General features: G+C 68.5%; 6 protein-coding genes. 5 read left to right on the top strand and 1 reads right to left on the bottom strand.

All coding sequences use genetic code 11. From position 1 onward, the window contains the following. Positions 1 to 8: 8 nt before the first annotated feature. Positions 9 to 2,774, bottom strand: coding sequence for a bifunctional acetaldehyde-CoA/alcohol dehydrogenase (gene adhE, locus CJ197_RS03590; protein ID WP_102235386.1), 2,766 nt, complete (start codon positions 2,772 to 2,774; stop codon positions 9 to 11). Between the two features lie 809 nt (positions 2,775 to 3,583). Here adhE and rplJ point away from each other — a divergent pair. The 5 genes from rplJ (at position 3,584) to CJ197_RS03565 (ending at position 18,150) form a co-directional block, all read left to right on the top strand. Beyond that, a complete protein-coding gene (gene rplJ / locus CJ197_RS03585; RefSeq protein WP_102235385.1) occupies positions 3,584 to 4,102 on the top strand; it encodes a 50S ribosomal protein L10 in 519 nt (172 codons plus the stop codon). A gap of 165 nt (positions 4,103 to 4,267) precedes the next feature. Continuing rightward, complete coding sequence (rplL, locus tag CJ197_RS03580; RefSeq protein WP_102235384.1) at positions 4,268 to 4,657, top strand: 50S ribosomal protein L7/L12; 390 nt, start codon at positions 4,268 to 4,270, stop codon at positions 4,655 to 4,657. A 209-nt stretch (positions 4,658 to 4,866) separates the two neighbouring features. Then, complete coding sequence (locus CJ197_RS03575) at positions 4,867 to 10,248, top strand: S8 family serine peptidase (RefSeq protein ID WP_102235383.1); 5,382 nt, start codon at positions 4,867 to 4,869, stop codon at positions 10,246 to 10,248. A 420-nt stretch (positions 10,249 to 10,668) separates the two neighbouring features. After that, positions 10,669 to 14,157, top strand: coding sequence for a DNA-directed RNA polymerase subunit beta (gene rpoB, locus CJ197_RS03570; RefSeq protein WP_102235382.1), 3,489 nt, complete (start codon positions 10,669 to 10,671; stop codon positions 14,155 to 14,157). Positions 14,158 to 14,259: 102 nt separating this feature from the next. Continuing rightward, the gene (locus CJ197_RS03565; protein WP_102235381.1) at positions 14,260 to 18,150 is read left to right on the top strand and encodes a DNA-directed RNA polymerase subunit beta'; all 3,891 of its coding nucleotides are present in this window, start codon (positions 14,260 to 14,262) and stop codon (positions 18,148 to 18,150) included. Positions 18,151 to 18,452: the final 302 nt, after the last annotated feature.

Genomic DNA, 18,452 nt, shown 5'->3' with positions numbered 1-18,452 from the left:
TCAGCGACTCACGCCTTGCCCTGCTCGCGCTCGCGCTCGGGGTCCACGGAGTCCACGAACTCGGCGGTGTCATCGGCGCCCTCGGCATCGCCGGGCAGCGCCTCCTCGATCGCGACCGCGGAGGCGGTGGTCGACGGCGCTGCGACGGTGCCGCCGGTGCGCTTGGTGTACCCCACCTCGCCCTCGAAGGCGTCCATGATCAGCTCCTTGAGCTCGATCACGAGCGGCTCCTTCGGGTTCGCCGGGGTGCACTGATCCTCGAAGGCCCGGTAGGCCAGCTCGTCGATGACCTCATCCAGGTGCTCCTGGGTGGCGCCGTTCGCCTTGAGGCTCAGCTCGATGCCGAGGTCCTCGGCCAGCTTCGTCACCTCGTCGATCAGCGACTGCACACCCTCCTCCGTGGTGGAGGCCGGGAAGCCCATGAAGCGCGCGAACTCGGCGAGGTCCTCATCGGCTTTGTAGCTCTCGTACTTCGGGAAGATCGCGTGCTTGTACGGCTTGGTGGCGTTGTAGCGGATGACGTGCGGCAGGAAGATCGCGTTGGTGCGGCCGTGGGCGATCTCGAACTCGGCGCCGCACTTGTGCGACAGCGAGTGCACGATCCCCAGGAACGCATTGGCGAAGGCCATACCGGCCATGGCGGAGGCGTTGTGCATCTTCTCCTTCGCCTCCATGTCATCCTCGAGCACCGCCTTGCGGAGGTTCTCGAAGATCAGCTGTCCGGCCCGCAGCGAGAGCCCGCGGGTGTAGTCCGAGGCCATCACCGAGACGAACGACTCGATCGAGTGGGTCAGCGCATCCAGGCCCGAATCCGCTGCCGTGCGCCGCGGCACGGTGTCCACGAACTGCGCGTCCACGATCGCGACCGACGGGGTCAGTGCGTAGTCCGCCAGCGGGTACTTCACGTGGGTCTCGGAGTCGGTGATCACCGCGAACGGGGTGCACTCCGAGCCGGTGCCCGAGGTGGTCGGGATCGCCACGAACTCCGCCTTCTGCCCCAGCTTCGGGAAGCGGTAGGTGCGCTTGCGGATGTCCATGAACTTCTGCTTCATGCCGAAGTAGCTGGCCTCGGGGTGCTCGTAGAACAGCCACATGCCCTTGGCAGCGTCCATTGCGGAGCCGCCGCCGAGCGCGATGATGCAGTCCGGCTGGAAGTCCCGCATCCACTGCGCGCCCTTGAACACGGTCTGCGAGGAGGGGTTCGGCTCGACGTCGGAGAAGATCGTCCAGGCCACCTCCTGCCGACGCTGCTTGAGATGATCGATGAGGATGTCCACGTAGCCGAACTGCACCATGCCGGGGTCGGTGACGATGAAGACCCGGTTGATCTCCGGCATCTTCTGCAGGTACTGCACCGAGTAGCGCTCGAAGTAGGTCTTCGGGGGCACCTTGAACCACTGCATGTTGTTCCGCCGTTCCGCGATCCGCTTGACGTTGATGAGGTCCGTCGCGCTGACGTTGTGCGAGACGGAGTTGTGGCCGTAGGAGCCGCAGCCCAGGGTGAGTGAGGGGATCAGGCCGTTGTACACATCGCCGATGCCGCCCAGGGCGCTGGGGGAGTTGGCGACGATGCGGCAGGCCTTCATCCGCAGCCCGTACTGCCGCTCGATCGCCGCATTCTGCGTGTGGATCACGGCGGTGTGGCCGAGCCCGCCGAACTCCAGCATCTTCGTGGCCTTCTCGAAGCCCTCTTCAGGGCCGGAGACCGTCATCATCGCGAGCACCGGGCAGAGCTTCTCGCGCGAGAGCGGGTGGTCCTCGCCGACGTCCTCGATGCGGGCCAGCAGCAGCTTGGTGCCCTCGGGAACCTCGATCCCGGCGCCGCGGGCGATCTCGGCGGCGCTCTGGCCCACCACGGAGGCGGCAATCCCGCCCTTCTCGGTGACCATGAAGTCCTCGAGCTTGGCGCGCTCGGCGTCGCTGAGGACGTGCGTGCCGTACTTCTGGAACTCGGCCAGCAGCTGATCGGCGATCTCCTCATCGACGATGATCGCCTGCTCGGAGGCGCAGATCATGCCGTTGTCGAAGGTCTTGGACATCAGCAGGTCGTTCACGGTGCGGGAGATCTTCGCGGTCTTCTCCACGTACACCGGCACGTTGCCGGGGCCCACGCCGAGCGCGGGCTTTCCGGTGGAGTAGGCGGCCTTGACCATGCCGGAGCCGCCGGTGGCCAGCGTCAGCGCTACGCTGGGGTGGTTCAGCAGCGCGTCGGTCGCCTCGAGCGACGGCTCGGTGATCCACTGGATGCAGTTCTCCGGGGCGCCGGCCTCGACCGCGGCCTCGTGCATGATCCGTGCGGCGGCGGCGGAGCACTGCTGGGCGCTGGGGTGGAAGGCGAACACGATCGGGTTACGGGTCATGATCGAGATCAGGCACTTGAACATGACCGTCGAGGTGGGGTTGGTGACGGGGGTGACCCCGGCGACCACGCCGACGGGCTCGGCGATCTCGGTGATGCCCTTCTGCTTGTCCTCGGCGATGACGCCGACGGTGCGGTTGTACTTGATCGCGTTCCAGATGTATTCGGTGGCGAAGATGTTCTTCACGCACTTGTCCTCGAACAGACCGCGGCCGGTCTCCTCGACGGCGAGCTTCGCCAGGGGCATGTGCTGGTCCACGCCGGCCAGCGCCATGGCGTGGACGATCGCGGTGATGGTCTCCTGATCGTAGGAGTCGAAGGCCTTGAGCGCCTCCTGGGCGCGGGTGACCAGGCCGTCGATCGTGGCCTGCGTGGGTGACGGCGAGGTGGTCGTGGTATCGGCGTTGCCGGTCATGATCTCGTCTCGGTCCTTGCCTGGTTCGGCGGGAAGCCCCTCCGGGTGGTGGGGCCGACGGCTCTGGGTGTCCGTCAGGTATCACGGTAGCCAGGGCCGACGGGGCGCGCCACCCCCTTGAAGAAACTTCGACAAAAAGGGTGTTTATGCAGGTCAGGGTTGCGCGTAGGGGGTCGGCGGTGGTGGCGTGGGGTGGGCGTCGGCTCCCGGACCTCGCGGATCGGCGATGACTTGGCGAAAGTGCCCCAAGTCTTTCGTCCCGCCCCGACCAGCGGATTCGATGATGTGATGAAGCCTGGGGGAGGAGCGGCGTTCCCGCGAAGTCGCAGCGCGCCGGGATCGTCCGGGTGGTCGCCCGAGGCGTAGCGGGGACGAGAGTCCCTTTGCGTCACTTCGACAACATGGCGCGTGAGGGACATCACCGCCGATGGGGGATTGCCGGGCGCCTCCTGGGTCGCAGAGCTCCCTGAATCGTGACGCCCCCTGGCTTGTCGCGCCCGCGGCGCCGCGGTGCTCGCAAGGTGTGACGCATTCCGCCGCTGACCCCGTGGCGCAGCGTGGTTCCCCTCGGCTACTGTGGAGCCACCGAAGACCGCCGGTCGTCGCCCTCGACCCCGAGGGGGACCGAAGATCTCCCGCACGGGATGGCCTGCGCAGGTGATGAAGCGACCCCCGCATGGTCGCACCCGCCCGACTGCTGTCGGCGTGCGGTGCCGCCGTGCCCTGTGGCCTCGACACCTGCGTGTCGAGGCCTTTCTCATGTCTGGGCGCCCTTCACCCGGTGGCGAGAGACCTCTGGAAGGAGGGCCATGGCGAACCCCGAGAAGGCGGCCGCGGTCCAGGAGATCGTGGAGCTGTTCCGCGACTCCGACGCCGCCGTCATCACCGAGTATCGCGGCCTCAGCGTGGGGGAGCTCCAGCAGCTCCGTCGCGCGCTGGGTTCCGAGACGACCTACGCCGTGGTGAAGAACACGCTCACGGAGATCGCTGCCCGCGAGGCTGGCATCGACGTCTTCGACGGCACGCTCAGCGGGCCGACCGCCATCGCCTTCATCAAGGGCGAGCCGGTGGAGCCCGCGAAGGCTCTGCGTGACTTCGCCAAGGATCACGAGAAGCTCGTGGTCAAGTCCGGCTACTTCGAGGGCAAGCTGCTCTCGGAGCAGGACGTCCAGAAGCTCGCGGACCTCGAGTCCCGCGAGGTGCTCCTGGCCAAGGCCGCCGGCGCCATGAAGGCGTCGATGTCCCAGGCCGCCGCAGTGTTTGCGGCGCCGCTGTCCAAGGCAGCGCGCACCGTGGACGCGCTGCGGGCGAAGCAGGAGGCCGCCTGAGCCCCGGCTCACGGCCACCGCATCCACAGCCGCAGCGCTGTTCCCGGTCGCTCCGACGGAGCGGCCACCGCTTGACCTGGCGCACCCGCGCCACGTGACATCGGGCGCACCCGCGCCGTTCAACACCGCAGGGACACAGGTCCCACGACAGGAAGGAACGCCATCATGGCGAAGCTCAGCAACGACGAGCTCATCGAAGCTTTCAAGGAGATGTCCCTCATCGAGCTCTCCGAGTTCGTGAAGCAGTTCGAGGAGGTCTTCGAGGTCACCGCCGCTGCCCCCGTGGCCGTCGCCGCCGCTGGCGGTGCCGCTGCCGGTGGCGACGCCCCGGCCGAGGAGGAGAAGGACGAGTTCGACGTCATCCTCGAGTCCGCCGGCTCCGCGAAGATCGCCGTCATCAAGGAGGTGCGCGGCCTGACTTCCCTCGGTCTGAAGGAGGCCAAGGCTCTGGTGGACGAGGCTCCCAAGCCCGTCCTCGAGGGTGCCAAGAAGGAGGACGCCGAGGCCGCCAAGGCGAAGCTCGAGGAGGCCGGCGCCACCGTCACCCTCAAGTGATCGACCGCGCACGTCACCGCGTGCGCCTCACCTGAGGGCGGTATCTCCGCCAACTCATCGGAAGGGCCGTCCCGCATCTGCGGGGCGGCCCTTCCGCCTGTCTGAGACCTTTTCGTGACTTTCGAAATATGAGAAAGCTCTGAGAGAACTCTGAGTGAACTCTAGGCTGGGCCGGGACTTCAGTCCCTCCGATCTTTCGGGAGCTTTTCGTGCCCATCAGGCCCCTGCGTCGACTCTGCGCCCTCAGCGGCGCCCTCCTCCTCGGAACCCTGGGCCTGGGCGTGACCGGCGCCGCCGCGGACCCCTCCCCGCCTCCCGAAAAGCCCGGCATCGGCGCTGCACCGGCGGGCGGCACCCCCACCATCCCGGACGCCCTGGATGCGGCGCCCGTGCAGGTCATCGTCCTGCTGCGCGACCAGCCCACGCAGCTGTCGCTCGCCGCCGAGAAGGACCGCCTGCGCACCCAGCAGCAGCTGCTCGAGGACTGGTCGAGCACCTACGGCCTGCAGGTGGATCGCCAGTTCGGCTACCTCGTCAACGGCTTCTCCGCCACCGTCCCCGGGGACCGCCTGGCCGATCTCTCCCTCGAGCCCGAGGTTCTCTCGGTGCGTCGCGAACGCATCTACGAGCGCACCGAGCACACCGCCCGTGACACCCACGGCGTGCCCACCGCGTTCGGTCAGCATGACGTCGACGGCACGGGCATGGTCGTGTCGATCATCGACTCGGGCCTGGACCCCAGCCATCCCGCCATGCGCCTGGATGACTGCGGTGCTGCCGCGATCCAGCGCATCAACCCCGCCGCCGACGCCGGCTTCACCTGCAAGATCCCCGACGGGTACAACTACGCCGACGAGAGCTACGAGATCACCGATGCCGTCGTCGACGCACACGGCCAGCACGTGGCCGGTATCGTCGGCGCCAATGGCTCCCCGGGCGAGCAGCCCGGTGACTTCGCGACCACCGGCGAGCTCGACGGCGTGGCTCCCAACGCTCAGCTGCTGGCGATGAAGGTCTTCTCCAACTCCGGCGGCGGCGCGAAGGACTCCGACATCGTGGCCGCCATCGAGGACTCCGTGAAGCTCGATGCGGACGTCATCAACATGTCGCTCGGCTCCTCCAACGGGCACAAGAACGCCTCGGACGCCACCTCCCTCGCGATCGAAGCCGCCCGTGAGGCGGGGGTGCTCACCGTGATCGCCGCCGGCAACGACGGCCAGAACTTCTCGCCCAGCGGCTCCGCGGACGACGCTCTGGGCCTGCTCGACGACGGCACTGTCGGCGCTCCCGGCACCCAGGGCTCCGCGCTGACCGTCGCCTCCCTCGACAACGCCGCCATCACGCAGCTCATGGCGTACGTGAACGATGACGCCGAGGGCATCCCCTACTCCCCGGCGACCGGCGAGCATGACGGCGAGCCCCATCCGCTGGTCGACATCGGCTTGGCCGAGCCCGCGGACGTCGAGGGGAAGGACCTCAGCGGCTCCTACGCCCTGATCCAGCGCGGCGCGATCGCCTTCTCCGAGAAGTACGCCAACGCCATCGCCGCCGGCGCCGAGGGCGTGGTCGTCTACAACACCGAGGATGCCCCCTTCGGCATGGCCGGTGTGGAGGACCAGACCCTTCCTGGCATCACCCTGACCGGCCCCGTCGGCGAAGCGCTCGCCGCGCGGGTCGCCGCCGGCCCCACCACCATCCGTATCACCGATGAGGTGGGTGTCCTCCCGGGCGCCGACGGCCTGGCCGCCTCCTCGTTCACGTCCTGGGGCACCACCCCCACCCTGGACTTCGAACCGGAGATCGCCGGAATCGGCGGCAACGTCTACTCCACCTACAACGACGGCACCTACGGCACCAGCTCCGGCACCTCCATGGCCTCGCCGAACGTCGCGGGCCTGAGCGCCCTGCTGCTCGAGCACCTGGCGGAGACCCGCCCCGAGGTCACCGGCGCCGAGCGTGTGGATCTCGCGACCGTCATGCTCATGAACACCGCGCAGGTCCCGGTCGAGGAGTCCGGCGTGCCCACCTCGCCCCGACGCGTCGGCGCGGGCCTGGCCCGGATTGACCTGGCGTTGGATTCCCAGGTCATCGCGACCGTCGACGGCGAGGGCGCGGCCGCGCTGCGCGAGATGGACGGCCCGCAGACCTTCACCGTGACCCTCACCAGCACGGGCAGCGAGGACCTGCGCTTCACCCTGCCGCAGGTTGACGTCATCGCCGAGACCAATGAGCCCGGCGCTGCCACCACCACGCGCGTCTCCGGCGGCAGCGTGAGCACCCCGGATACCGTGACCGTCCCCGCCGGCGGCACGGCGACCGTCGAGGTGACCGTCACCCCGGAGAGCACCGACCCCCACTTCCTGGGCGGCTGGGTGCTGTTCGAAGCGGCTGATGCCCAGCAGCCTGATCTGCGGGTTCCCTTCCTGGGCTTCGCGGGGGAGTGGAACGCTGAGCCGATTCTCCTGCCCGCCGGCGAGGACCTCGCGGATCTGGGCGTGCAGACCGAGCTGCTCACCAGCTGGGCCGGGCAGACCCTCCCGCTGCGCAGCGAGATGGGCGAGTTCTGGCTCTCGCCCAACGGTGACGGCGATATGGACACCATCGCCGCGAACCTCATGCTCCTGCGCAACGCCGCCGAGGCGCGCTACACCGTGCTGGATGCCTCCGGCGAGGAGGTCACGGTGATCGGTGAGGAGCAGGATCTGCGGCGGCCGCTGCTGGGAGACTTCGCCGCGGTCGAGGACCCCCGCGCCCTGCAGTGGACCGGCTATACCTTCGACGGCATCACCTGGGACGCCCAGGAGGCGGACTTCGTCGCGCTGCCCGATGGTCGGTATACCTACCGCGTCAGCACCCGGCTGTCCGAGGATCAGCCCTGGCAGCACGTGGACCTGCCCTTCGGGATCGATGCAACCGCCCCGGTCATCGAGTTCGGCGCCTATGAGGGCGGTCAGCTGCCCTTCACCGTGATCGAAGACGGCTCCGGCGTTCTCGCCGCGCCCACGGCCACCGATGCCGCGGGTCAGGAGCTGCCCGTCACCGAGACGCCCGATGGCGGCTACGTCATCGAGGTCGAGGCCCAGCAGGCCCCCTACGTGACCGTCTCCGTGCTCGATGCCGGATTCAACCTCGGGGTGGGCACGCAGGTCTTCGAGCCCACCACCCTCATCGTCGACAGCGCCGAGCAGTTCGCGGCAGCCCCTATCGGCCCCGGCTCCATGCTGGTGCAGGACGGCACCCTGCTGCTGAACGGCTACGTCTCCTCCGATATCGTCGAGGTGCGCGTGGGCGAGGAGGTCGTGGATTCCTCCAACGGCCGGTTCCGCGTCGGCGTGCCCCTGCGCGAGGGGGAGCAGGAGATCCTCGTCGAGGGTCTGGGCGCTGATGGTCAGGTGCTCCAGGAGCAGAGCGTCACCGTCACCTATGACTCCACCGCCCCGGTGCTGGAGATCACCGCGCTCGAGACCGACACCGACGGCGGCGCCATGATCAGCGACGATGGCACCGTCACCATCGGCGGCACCGTCACCGATGAACGGGAGGGCGCCGAGCTCACCGTGAGCGCGGGCGATCAGACCGTCGAGGTCGGTCCCGACGGAAGCTTCGAGATCACGGTGACGCCGGCGGAGGACGCCGCGGCGATCACCCTCGTGGCCTCCGACGGCGTGAACAAGGACGCGACCGCGATCCCGCTGTCCGGACGCACCCCCGCCCAGACCTGGGAGATGCCCACCTTCGAGGGCGTCGAGTTCCTGCCGGAGGTCGGCGCGATGTTCGTGCCCGGCGACACCCCGGACATCGACGCCTCCGGTGAGGTGCTCACCCTGCACGGCACCTTGCCCGGCGGCGGCACCCTCACCCTGACGCCTGGCAACCGCGTGGGGGAGGACGGCTCCTACCGTGACCCCGCGCCTATCCCCGCGCAGATCGCCGAGGACGGCAGCTTCACCGTGGACGTGCCCGTGGCGACCGGGGAGAACCACGTGCGCATGGTGATCACCGATGCGGATGGCACCGTGCGGTACGACCGCGGCGTGGCGATCTACGTCGATGTGGTCGCCCCGAGCCTCACCGTCGAGGAGCCGACGCTGGTGGGCGGGACCCTCTACACGAACGCTCCCGACGTCCACTTCGTGGGCACCGCCTCCGATGACGGCTGGGGCTATGCGCTGAGGCTCAACGACTCCACCGTCGTGGAGCGCATGGACTTCTCCAGCCCCGGCGAGATTTCCAACCGGCGCGAGTTCTCCACGGACCTCACCGTGGCCGACGGCGACACCCTGCTGCTGCAGTTCTCCGACGCCAACGGCAACGTCCTGGTAGGCCTGATCCCCGTCGTGCTCGACCAGGACGCCCCCACCGTCGAGATCGAGGGCGTGCAGGACTCCGAGGTCCTCGAGGATCGGCCCGAGCTGGAGATCGCCGCCCAGGATCCGCACCTGGCGAGCCTGCAGGTGATGGTCGACGGCACGGTGGTCCACGAGGCAGTCACCGAGCTGGCCACCACCGAGCACAGCGTCGAGGACGCCCTGGTGGACGTGCGCGACCTCGAGCCGGAGGATGCGGCCGACGGAGAGGCTGAGGCTGCGGCCGATGCTGCGGCGGCGGCCACGGCCGAGGACGCTCCGGCAGAGACGACCGCGCCGGAGAAGGAGGCCCCGGCCGCGATCTTCCGCGCGAGCGGGGCCCGCACCGCGGCGGCGCAGGAGATGCTCGAGGCCACGGTCACAACCGCGGATCTCGCCTCCGGCGAGCACGTCCTGACGGTGATCGCCACCGACCTGGCCGGCAACACCACCACGGAGGCCCGGGCCTTCACCCTGCGTGAGGTGCTCGAGCTCAGCGGACCTGAGACCGTGGAGCTGACGATCGACCGTGAACTGCTCGGGGAACAGGCTGCGCTCGCCGAGCAGGTGCTCGAGGAGTTCACCGCCACGCTCGATGGCAGCGCCGAGGCGGCCGACGAGGCCGGAGTGCAGATCCGCCTGGCCCCCGGCAGCGTCCTGCGCGACGGGAAGCAGACCGTCACCGTGCTCGCCACCCGCCCGGATGGCGGCACCGTGGAGGCAGAGGTCACGGTGAGCATCGAGCTGACGGTGCGCACCCTACGCGATGGCGACGTCACCGCGACCTCGACCTTCCGCAGCGATGACGCGCTGAGCGCGAGCATCGAGAACGCGGAAGGGGGAGCGCGGGTGCTGACCCTCAGCACGCTGCATGCGCCGCTGACCGCGAAGATCACCGTGCCCGGTCAGAAGGGGGAGCGAGTGCTGCGGATCCTCGCCGACGGCACCCGGATCCCCGTGCGCTCGACCCTGAAGGACGGCACGCTCGTCTTCGAAGGGCCCTCGAACGGCACCTACCTGCTGCTGCCGCCCGGAGCGCCCTCCGACAGCGGTCCGCAGCAGCCGGGCGCACCGGGACAGAACCCCGGTCCTGGCGCCGGTGGGCCGGGCGCCGGTGACCAGGCGCCGGGCCGGTCCGGCGGACCCCTCGTGCGCACCGGCACCGAGGCGCTCATCCCGCTGCTGGCAGGGGCATCCCTGCTGCTGGCGGGGGCCGGACTGCTGGTGGCGCGCCGCCGCCGCTGATCCGGGCGGAGCCCGCTGAGGCACCGCAGCTGACCGCAGGCGCGCGGACGTCGACCCCTCGACGTCCGCGCGCCTGCTTGACGCCCAGCGTGAATGGGGTCATGATTTTCCCCGTACGGAGCTCCTCCGACCCCCTCCGGTCAGGCCTCAGCCGCCGGTGAGAGCGGGGAGGCTCCCTGCACAGCCCCGCGCCAGACATATAGCGGTCGACGCGGATGGAACTGTCGCTGCGGCGACCCTTGTGTCCATCCGCGATCTTGTGTATCGTCGGTCCTTGCGCTGTGCGTCCGCCCGTCGGTTCTGCTGCTCCGTACGTCGTGGCCGGTCCTCGGACCTGCTCGACCGCAGATCCTGCTCCACCGTCCCGACGGGCTCTCGCCGCGCCTGGGATTCCGTCATCGGCCTGTGGAAGGACCCCCCTTGGCTGCCTCGAGCACCGATCTCACCACTGACATCGCACTTCGCACCGCCTCGCCCCGCGTCACCTTCGCGAAGCTCGGCGACCCCATCGACGTCCCGGATCTGCTGAGTCTGCAGACCACGTCGTTCGACTGGCTGCTCGGCAACGAGCGCTGGCAGGAGCGGGCGGCGGCGGCCGCCTCTGAGGGGCGCGAGGACGTCCCCCAGACCTCCGGTCTCGCCGACATCCTCGAGGAGATCTCCCCGATCGAGGACTTCGCCGGGAACATGGCGCTGTCCTTCCGTGACCACACCTTCGACGACCCCAAGTACTCCGTCGAGGAGTGCAAGGAGAAGGACCTCACCTACGCTGCTCCGCTGTACGTCATCGCGGAGTTCATGAACAACGAGACCGGTGAGATCAAGACCCAGACGGTCTTCATGGGCGAGTTCCCGCTCATGACCGACAAGGGCACCTTCATCATCAACGGCACCGAGCGTGTGGTCGTCTCCCAGCTGGTCCGCTCCCCGGGCGTGTACTTCGAGGAGAGCATCGACAAGACCAGCGACAAGCACATCTTCTCCGCGAAGGTGATCCCCTCGCGCGGCGCCTGGCTCGAGTTCGAGGTCGACAAGCGCGACCAGGTGGGCGTGCGCATCGACCGCAAGCGCAAGCAGTCCGTCACCACGCTCCTGCAGGCCCTGGGCATGTCGCACAGCGACATCCTCGAGGAGTTCGGCGAGTTCGAGTCCATGCGCTCCACCCTGGAGAAGGACCGCATCACCTCCACCGATGAGGCTCTCATCGACATCTACCGCAAGCAGCGTCCGGGCGAGCCGCCCACGCGCGATGCGGGCGAGGCGATGCTGAACAACCTCTACTTCAACCCCAAGCGCTACGACCTGGCCAAGGTGGGGCGCTACAAGATCGGCAAGAAGCTGGGCCTGGAGGGCTCGCTGTCCGAGTCGACCCTGCGCCTGCAGGACATCGTGGCGACCATCAAGTACATCGTCGCGCTGCACGACGGCATGAGCGAGTACACCTCCGCCGACGGCCGCACCGTGCGCGTGGAGACCGACGACATCGACCACTTCGGCAACCGTCGTATCCGCGCCGTGGGCGAACTGATCCAGAACCAGGTCCGCACGGGCCTGTCCCGGATGGAGCGCGTCGTGCGCGAGCGCATGACCACGCAGGACGTCGAGGCGATCACCCCGCTGACCCTGATCAACATCCGCCCCGTCACGGCGGCGATCAAGGAGTTCTTCGGCACCTCGCAGCTGTCGCAGTTCATGGACCAGAACAATCCTCTGTCGGGCCTGACTCACAAGCGTCGCCTCTCGGCGCTGGGCCCCGGCGGTCTCTCCCGCGACCGTGCGGGCATGGAGGTCCGTGACGTCCACCCCAGCCACTACGGCCGCATGTGCCCGATCGAGACCCCCGAGGGTCCGAACATCGGCCTGATCGGCTCGCTGGCGACCTTCGCGCGCATCAACCCCTTCGGCTTCGTGGAGACCCCGTACCGCAAGGTCGTGGACGGCCGCGTGACCGATGAGATCGTCTACCTCACCGCAGACGACGAGGACCGGCACGTCATCGCCCAGGCGAACGCCAAGATCGACGAGGACGGCCGCTTCCTCGAGGACGAGGTCCTCGTGCGTCTGACCGGCGGCGAGCCGGACCTCGTGGCCACCTCCGAGGTGGACTACATGGACGTCTCCGCCCGTCAGATGGTCTCCGTCGCGACCGCGATGATCCCCTTCCTCGAGCACGACGACGCCAACCGCGCCCTCATGGGCTCGAACATGCAGCGCCAGGCCGTGCCGCTGCTGCGGGCCGAGATGCCGCTGGTGGGCACCGGCATGGAGCGCCGCGCCGCGGTGGACGCGGGCGATGTGGTCGTGGCTGAGAAGGGTGGCGTGATCGAGGAGCTCAGCGCCGACCTCATCGTCGTGATGGCCGACGACGGCACCCGCCAGACCTACCCCATCGGGAAGTTCCAGCGCTCCAACGCCGGCAACTCCTACAACCAGCGCGTGCTGTTCGACGAGGGCGACCGCGTCGAGGCTGGCTCCATCCTGGCCGACGGCCCCTCCACCGACCAGGGCGAGCTGTCCATCGGCAAGAACCTGCTGGTCGCCTTCATGTCCTGGGAGGGCCACAACTACGAGGACGGCATCATCCTGTCCTCGCGGATGGTCCAGGATGACGTCCTCACCTCGATCCACATCGAGGAGCACGAGGTCGACGCCCGCGACACGAAGCTCGGCAAGGAGGAGATCACCCGAGACATCCCCAACGTCGGCGACGACGTGCTGGCGGACCTCGACGAGCGCGGCATCATCCGCATCGGCGCCGAGGTCGAACCGGGCGACATCCTGGTGGGCAAGGTGACCCCGAAGGGCGAGACCGAGCTGACCCCCGAGGAGCGCCTGCTGCGCGCTATCTTCGGTGAGAAGGCCCGCGAGGTCCGCGACACTTCGCTGCGCGTCCCGCATGGCGAGTCCGGCACCGTGATCGGCGTGCGCGTGTTCACCGAGGAGGAGGACGGCGACATCCTCCCCACCGGCGTGAACGAGATGGTCCGCGTGTACGTGGCGCAGAAGCGCAAGATCACCGACGGTGACAAGCTCGCCGGCCGCCACGGCAACAAGGGCGTCATCGCCAAGATCCTGCCGGTCGAGGACATGCCGTTCCTCGAGGACGGCACCCCGATCGACATCATCCTCAACCCCATGGGCGTGCCCGGCCGTATGAATATCGGCCAGGTCATGGAGACCCACCTGGGGTGGGTGGCGAAGTCCGGCTGGGATCTGGAGAAGGACGATCCGATCGCCGCGGACATCCCCGAGGCGGCGCTGCACGGCGAGGCCGGCACCCCGGTGGCCGTGCCCGTGTTCGACGGTCTGACCGCCGAGGAGGTCACCGGTCTGCTGGGCACCTACCGGCCCAACCGCGACGGTGAGCGGATGATCAAGGAGGACGGCAAGGCCCGTCTGTTCGACGGTCGCTCCGGCGAGCCGTTCCCGGACCCGATCTCCGTGGGCTACATGTACATGCTCAAGCTCCACCACCTGGTGGACGACAAGCTGCACGCCCGCTCCACCGGCCCGTACTCGATGATCACGCAGCAGCCGCTGGGCGGTAAGGCCCAGTTCGGCGGCCAGCGCTTCGGCGAGATGGAGGTGTGGGCCCTGGAGGCCTACGGCGCCGCCTACGCCCTGCAGGAGCTGCTGACCATCAAGTCCGATGACATCTCCGGCCGCGTGAAGGTCTACGAGTCGATCGTCAAGGGCGAGAACATCCCCGAGCCCGGCATCCCGGAGTCCTTCCGCGTGCTGCTCAAGGAGATGCAGTCGCTGTGCCTGAACGTGGAGGTGCTGTCCTCCGACGGCATCGCCCAGGAGGTCCAGGAGAGCGACGAAGAGGTCTTCCGCGCCGCGGAGGAGCTCGGCATCGACCTGTCCCGCCGGCCCCACGAGGGCGTCGGCTCCATCGAAGAGGTCTGAGGGACGGTGGACCGTCGGCCCACCACCGCGCGCCGACGGTCCCGACCCCACGACCCCTGTTCCCTCAGACCCTCATGACTTCCGATCGAGAGAAGGACACCTGTGCTCGACGTCAACACCTTCGATGAGCTGCGCATCGGCCTGGCCACGGCCGAGGACATCCGCGGCTGGTCCCACGGCGAGGTCAAGAAGCCGGAGACCATCAACTACCGCACCCTGAAGCCCGAGATGGAGGGCCTGTTCTGCGAGCGCATCTTCGGTCCCACCCGGGACTGGGAGTGCTACTGCGGCAAGTACAAGCGCGTGCGCTTCAAGGGCATCGTGTGCGAGCGCTGCGGCGTGGAGGTCACCAAGTCCTCCGTGCGCCGTGAGCGCATGGGCCACGTGGAGCTCGCCGCCCCCGTCACCCACATCTGGTACTTCAAGGGCGTGCCCAGCCGCCTGGGCTACCTGCTGGACCTGGCGCCGAAGGATCTGGAGAAGATCATCTACTTCGCCGCCTACATGATCACCGACGTGGACGAGCAGGCTCGCCACGACGACATGCCCGATCTGCAGGCCCGCTTCGACCTGGAGATCAAGGAGCTCGAGAACGAGCGTGATGCCGCGATCAACCAGCGCGCCGTCTCCGCAGAGAAGGACCTCGCCCAGCTCGAGGAGGAGGGCGCCAAGGCCGATGCCAAGCGCAAGGTCCGCGACTCCTCCGAGCGTGAGCAGGCGCAGATCCGCAAGAAGTACGACCAGGAGATCGACCGCATCACCCGCGTGTGGGAGCGCTTCAAGGGCCTGAAGGTCGCCGATCTCGAGGGCGATGAGCAGCTGTACCGCGCTATGAAGCTGCGCTACGGCACGTACTTCGAGGGCGGCATGGGCGCCGAGGCGATCCAGCGCCGTCTGCAGGACTTCGACCTCGAGGCCGAGGCGGTGGCGCTGCGCGAGACGATCGCCAGCGGCAAGGGCCAGAAGAAGGCCCGTGCCCTCAAGCGCCTCAAGGTGGTCTCCGCGTTCCTGACCACCACCAACTCGCCCACTGGCATGGTGCTGGACGCGGTCCCGGTGATCCCGCCGGACCTGCGCCCCATGGTGCAGCTGGACGGTGGCCGCTTTGCGACCTCCGACCTCAATGACCTGTACCGCCGCGTCATCAACCGCAACAACCGCCTCAAGCGGCTGCTGGATCTCGGGGCGCCCGAGATCATCGTGAACAACGAGAAGCGCATGCTGCAGGAGTCGGTCGACTCCCTGTTCGACAACGGCCGCCGAGGCCGTCCGGTGACCGGCCCGGGCAACCGCCCGCTGAAGTCGCTCTCGGACATGCTCAAGGGCAAGCAGGGCCGCTTCCGTCAGAACCTGCTGGGCAAGCGCGTGGACTACTCCGCTCGCTCCGTGATCGTCAACGGCCCGCAGCTGAAGCTGCACCAGTGCGGTCTGCCCAAGGGTATGGCGCTCGAGCTGTTCAAGCCGTTCGTCATGAAGCGCCTGGTGGAGCTGTCGCACGCGCAGAACGTCAAGGCCGCCAAGCGCATGGTGGAGCGGGCCCGCCCCGAGGTCTGGGACGTGCTCGAGGAAGTCATCACCGAGCATCCGGTGCTGCTGAACCGTGCGCCCACCCTGCACCGTCTGGGCATCCAGGCGTTCGAGCCGCAGCTGGTGGAGGGCAAGGCCATCCACCTGCACCCGCTCGTGTGCGCCGCGTTCAACGCGGACTTCGACGGCGACCAGATGGCTGTGCACCTGCCGCTGTCCGCGGAGGCACAGGCGGAGGCCCGCATCCTCATGCTGTCCTCCAACAACATCCTCAAGCCCTCTGACGGTCGCCCGGTGACCATGCCCGCGCAGGACATGGTGATCGGCCTCTACCACCTGACCACGGTGCGCGAGGACGTCGAGGGCGCGGGCCGGGCCTTCTCCTCCGTGGCGGAGGCGATCATGGCCTTCGACCGCGATGAGCTGCACCTCAACGCTCCGGTGACCATCCGCTTCGGGGCCGATGAGATCGTGCCGCCCAAGGGCTGGCAGGCCCCCGAGGGGCATGGTGAGGGCGATCCGTACATCCTGACCACGACGCTGGGCACCGTGTACTTCAACGAGACCCTGCCGGAGGACTTCCCCTACGTGGAGGGCCAGGTGGGCAAGAAGCGCCTGGGCGGGATCGTCAACGACCTCGCCGAGCGCTACGACAAGGGCCAGGTGGCCGCGTCGCTGGATGCGCTCAAGGCCTACGGCTTCTCGTGGTCCGGCCGCTCCGGTGCGTCCTTCGCGCTCTCGGACGTGGTGGCCCCGCCGAACAAGGCGGAGATCATCGCCAAGTACGAGGCGAAGGCCTCGCAGGTGCAGGAGAACCGTGACCTGGGTCTGGTCTCCGAGGCCGAGCGCAACATGGAGCTGATCGACATCTGGACCGAGGCGACCAATGAGGTCGACCAGGCGATGCGCGAGAACTTCGACTCCACCAACACCATTTTCCGGATGGTGGACTCCGGCGCCCGTGGCAACTGGATGCAGATCCGTCAGATCGCCGGTATGCGCGGCCTGGTGAACAACCCCAAGGGTGAGATCATCCCGCGTCCGATCCTCTCCAACTACAAGGAGGGTCTGTCGGTGCTGGAGTACTTCATCGCCTCCCACGGCTCCCGGAAGGGCCTGGCGGATACGGCGCTGAAGACCGCCCAGTCCGGCTACCTGACCCGTCGTCTGGTGGACGTGTCCCAGGACGTCATCGTGCGCGAGGACGACTGCGGCACCGCCAAGGGCCTGGTGCTCCCCATCGCGGTGGAGGAGGCCGGGGCTCTGCGCGCCCATGAGCACGTGGAGTCGACTGTCTACGGGCGTGTGCTCGCCACCGCCGCCGTGGGCGAGGACGGCTCCGAGGTGGCTCCGGCCGGCGCCGAGGTGGGCGATGTGCTCATCGAGCAGCTGGTCGAGGCCGGTGTGCGCGAGGTCAAGGTCCGCTCCGTGCTGACCTGTGACTCCGCGGTGGGTACGTGCGCTCAGTGCTACGGCCGATCCCTGGCCTCCGGCAAGCTGGTGGACATCGGCGAGGCCGTCGGCATCGTGGCGGCGCAGTCCATCGGTGAGCCCGGCACCCAGCTGACGATGCGGACCTTCCACTCCGGTGGTGTGGCCAGCGCCGAGGGTGACATCACCCATGGTCTGCCGCGTGTGCAGGAGCTGTTCGAGGCCCGTACCCCGGCCGGTTTCGCGCCGATCTCCGAGTTCTCCGGCCGCGCCGAGATCGAGGAGAACGACAAGCAGCGCAAGATCACGGTCACCCCGGACGACGGTTCGGACCCGGTGACCTACACGGTCTCGCGCCGCGTGGCTCTCCTCATCGAGGACGGCGACCACCTCGAGGTGGGCCAGCAGCTCACCCAGGGCTCGATCGACCCCAAGCAGGTGCTGCGCGTGCTCGGCCCGCGTGCCGTGCAGCAGCACCTGGTGGACGAGGTCCAGAAGGTGTACATCAGCCAGGGTGTGGACATCCACGCCAAGCACATCGAGGTGATCGTGCGGCAGATGCTGCGCCGCGTGACCGTCATCGAGTCGGGGGACACCGAGCTGCTGCCCGGTGATTTCGCCGAGCGGGTGACCTTCGAGCGGGAGAACCGTCGGGTGCTCGCTGAGGGCGGGAAGCCCGCCTCCGGCCGACCGGAGCTGATGGGCATCACGAAGGCGTCGCTCGCGACCGAGTCGTGGCTGTCGGCGGCCTCCTTCCAGGAGACCACCCGCGTGCTCACCGAGGCCGCCCTGAACCGCAAGAGCGACCAGCTCATGGGGCTCAAGGAGAACGTCATCATCGGCAAGCTGATCCCGGCGGGCACCGGCCTGTCGCGGTTCCGCCGCATCGCGGTGGAGCCCACCGATGAGGCGAAGGCGCAGATGTACCAGGTGCCCAGCTACGACGAGCTGGACTTCTCCGGCTTCGGCACCACCGGTGCGGTGAACCTCGACGACATCGACTACGCGGACCCGTTCCGGACGGACTTCCGCTGATCCAGCGGCGCTGCGGCGCCCGCTGACCGCGCACGGGCGGTCCCACCGCTTTGGTGGGGCCGCCCGTGTCGTTTCTGCCGCCCTCTGGGTCCGGCGGGCCGCTGTCGTGTTCCTGTGGGCTGTTGCCGTGTTCCGACGGGCCGCTGCTGCGCATCGCAGCGCCCTGTCCCGACGGCGCGTGCCGCCCCGGACCGCCGCGCAGCGCGCTGTGAGCGCCGTACAGCGTGACCTGACCGCCACGCAGCGTGGCCTGACCGGCGCCCGGCGTGAGCTGTGCGGCATCGACGGTCAGCGGACGGTAA

Source organism: Brachybacterium sp. UMB0905 (assembly GCF_002871795.1).
Classification (GTDB): domain Bacteria; phylum Actinomycetota; class Actinomycetes; order Actinomycetales; family Dermabacteraceae; genus Brachybacterium.
Note: the sequence above shows the minus strand (reverse complement) of the source record. Positions and strands in the feature narration are given on the sequence as shown.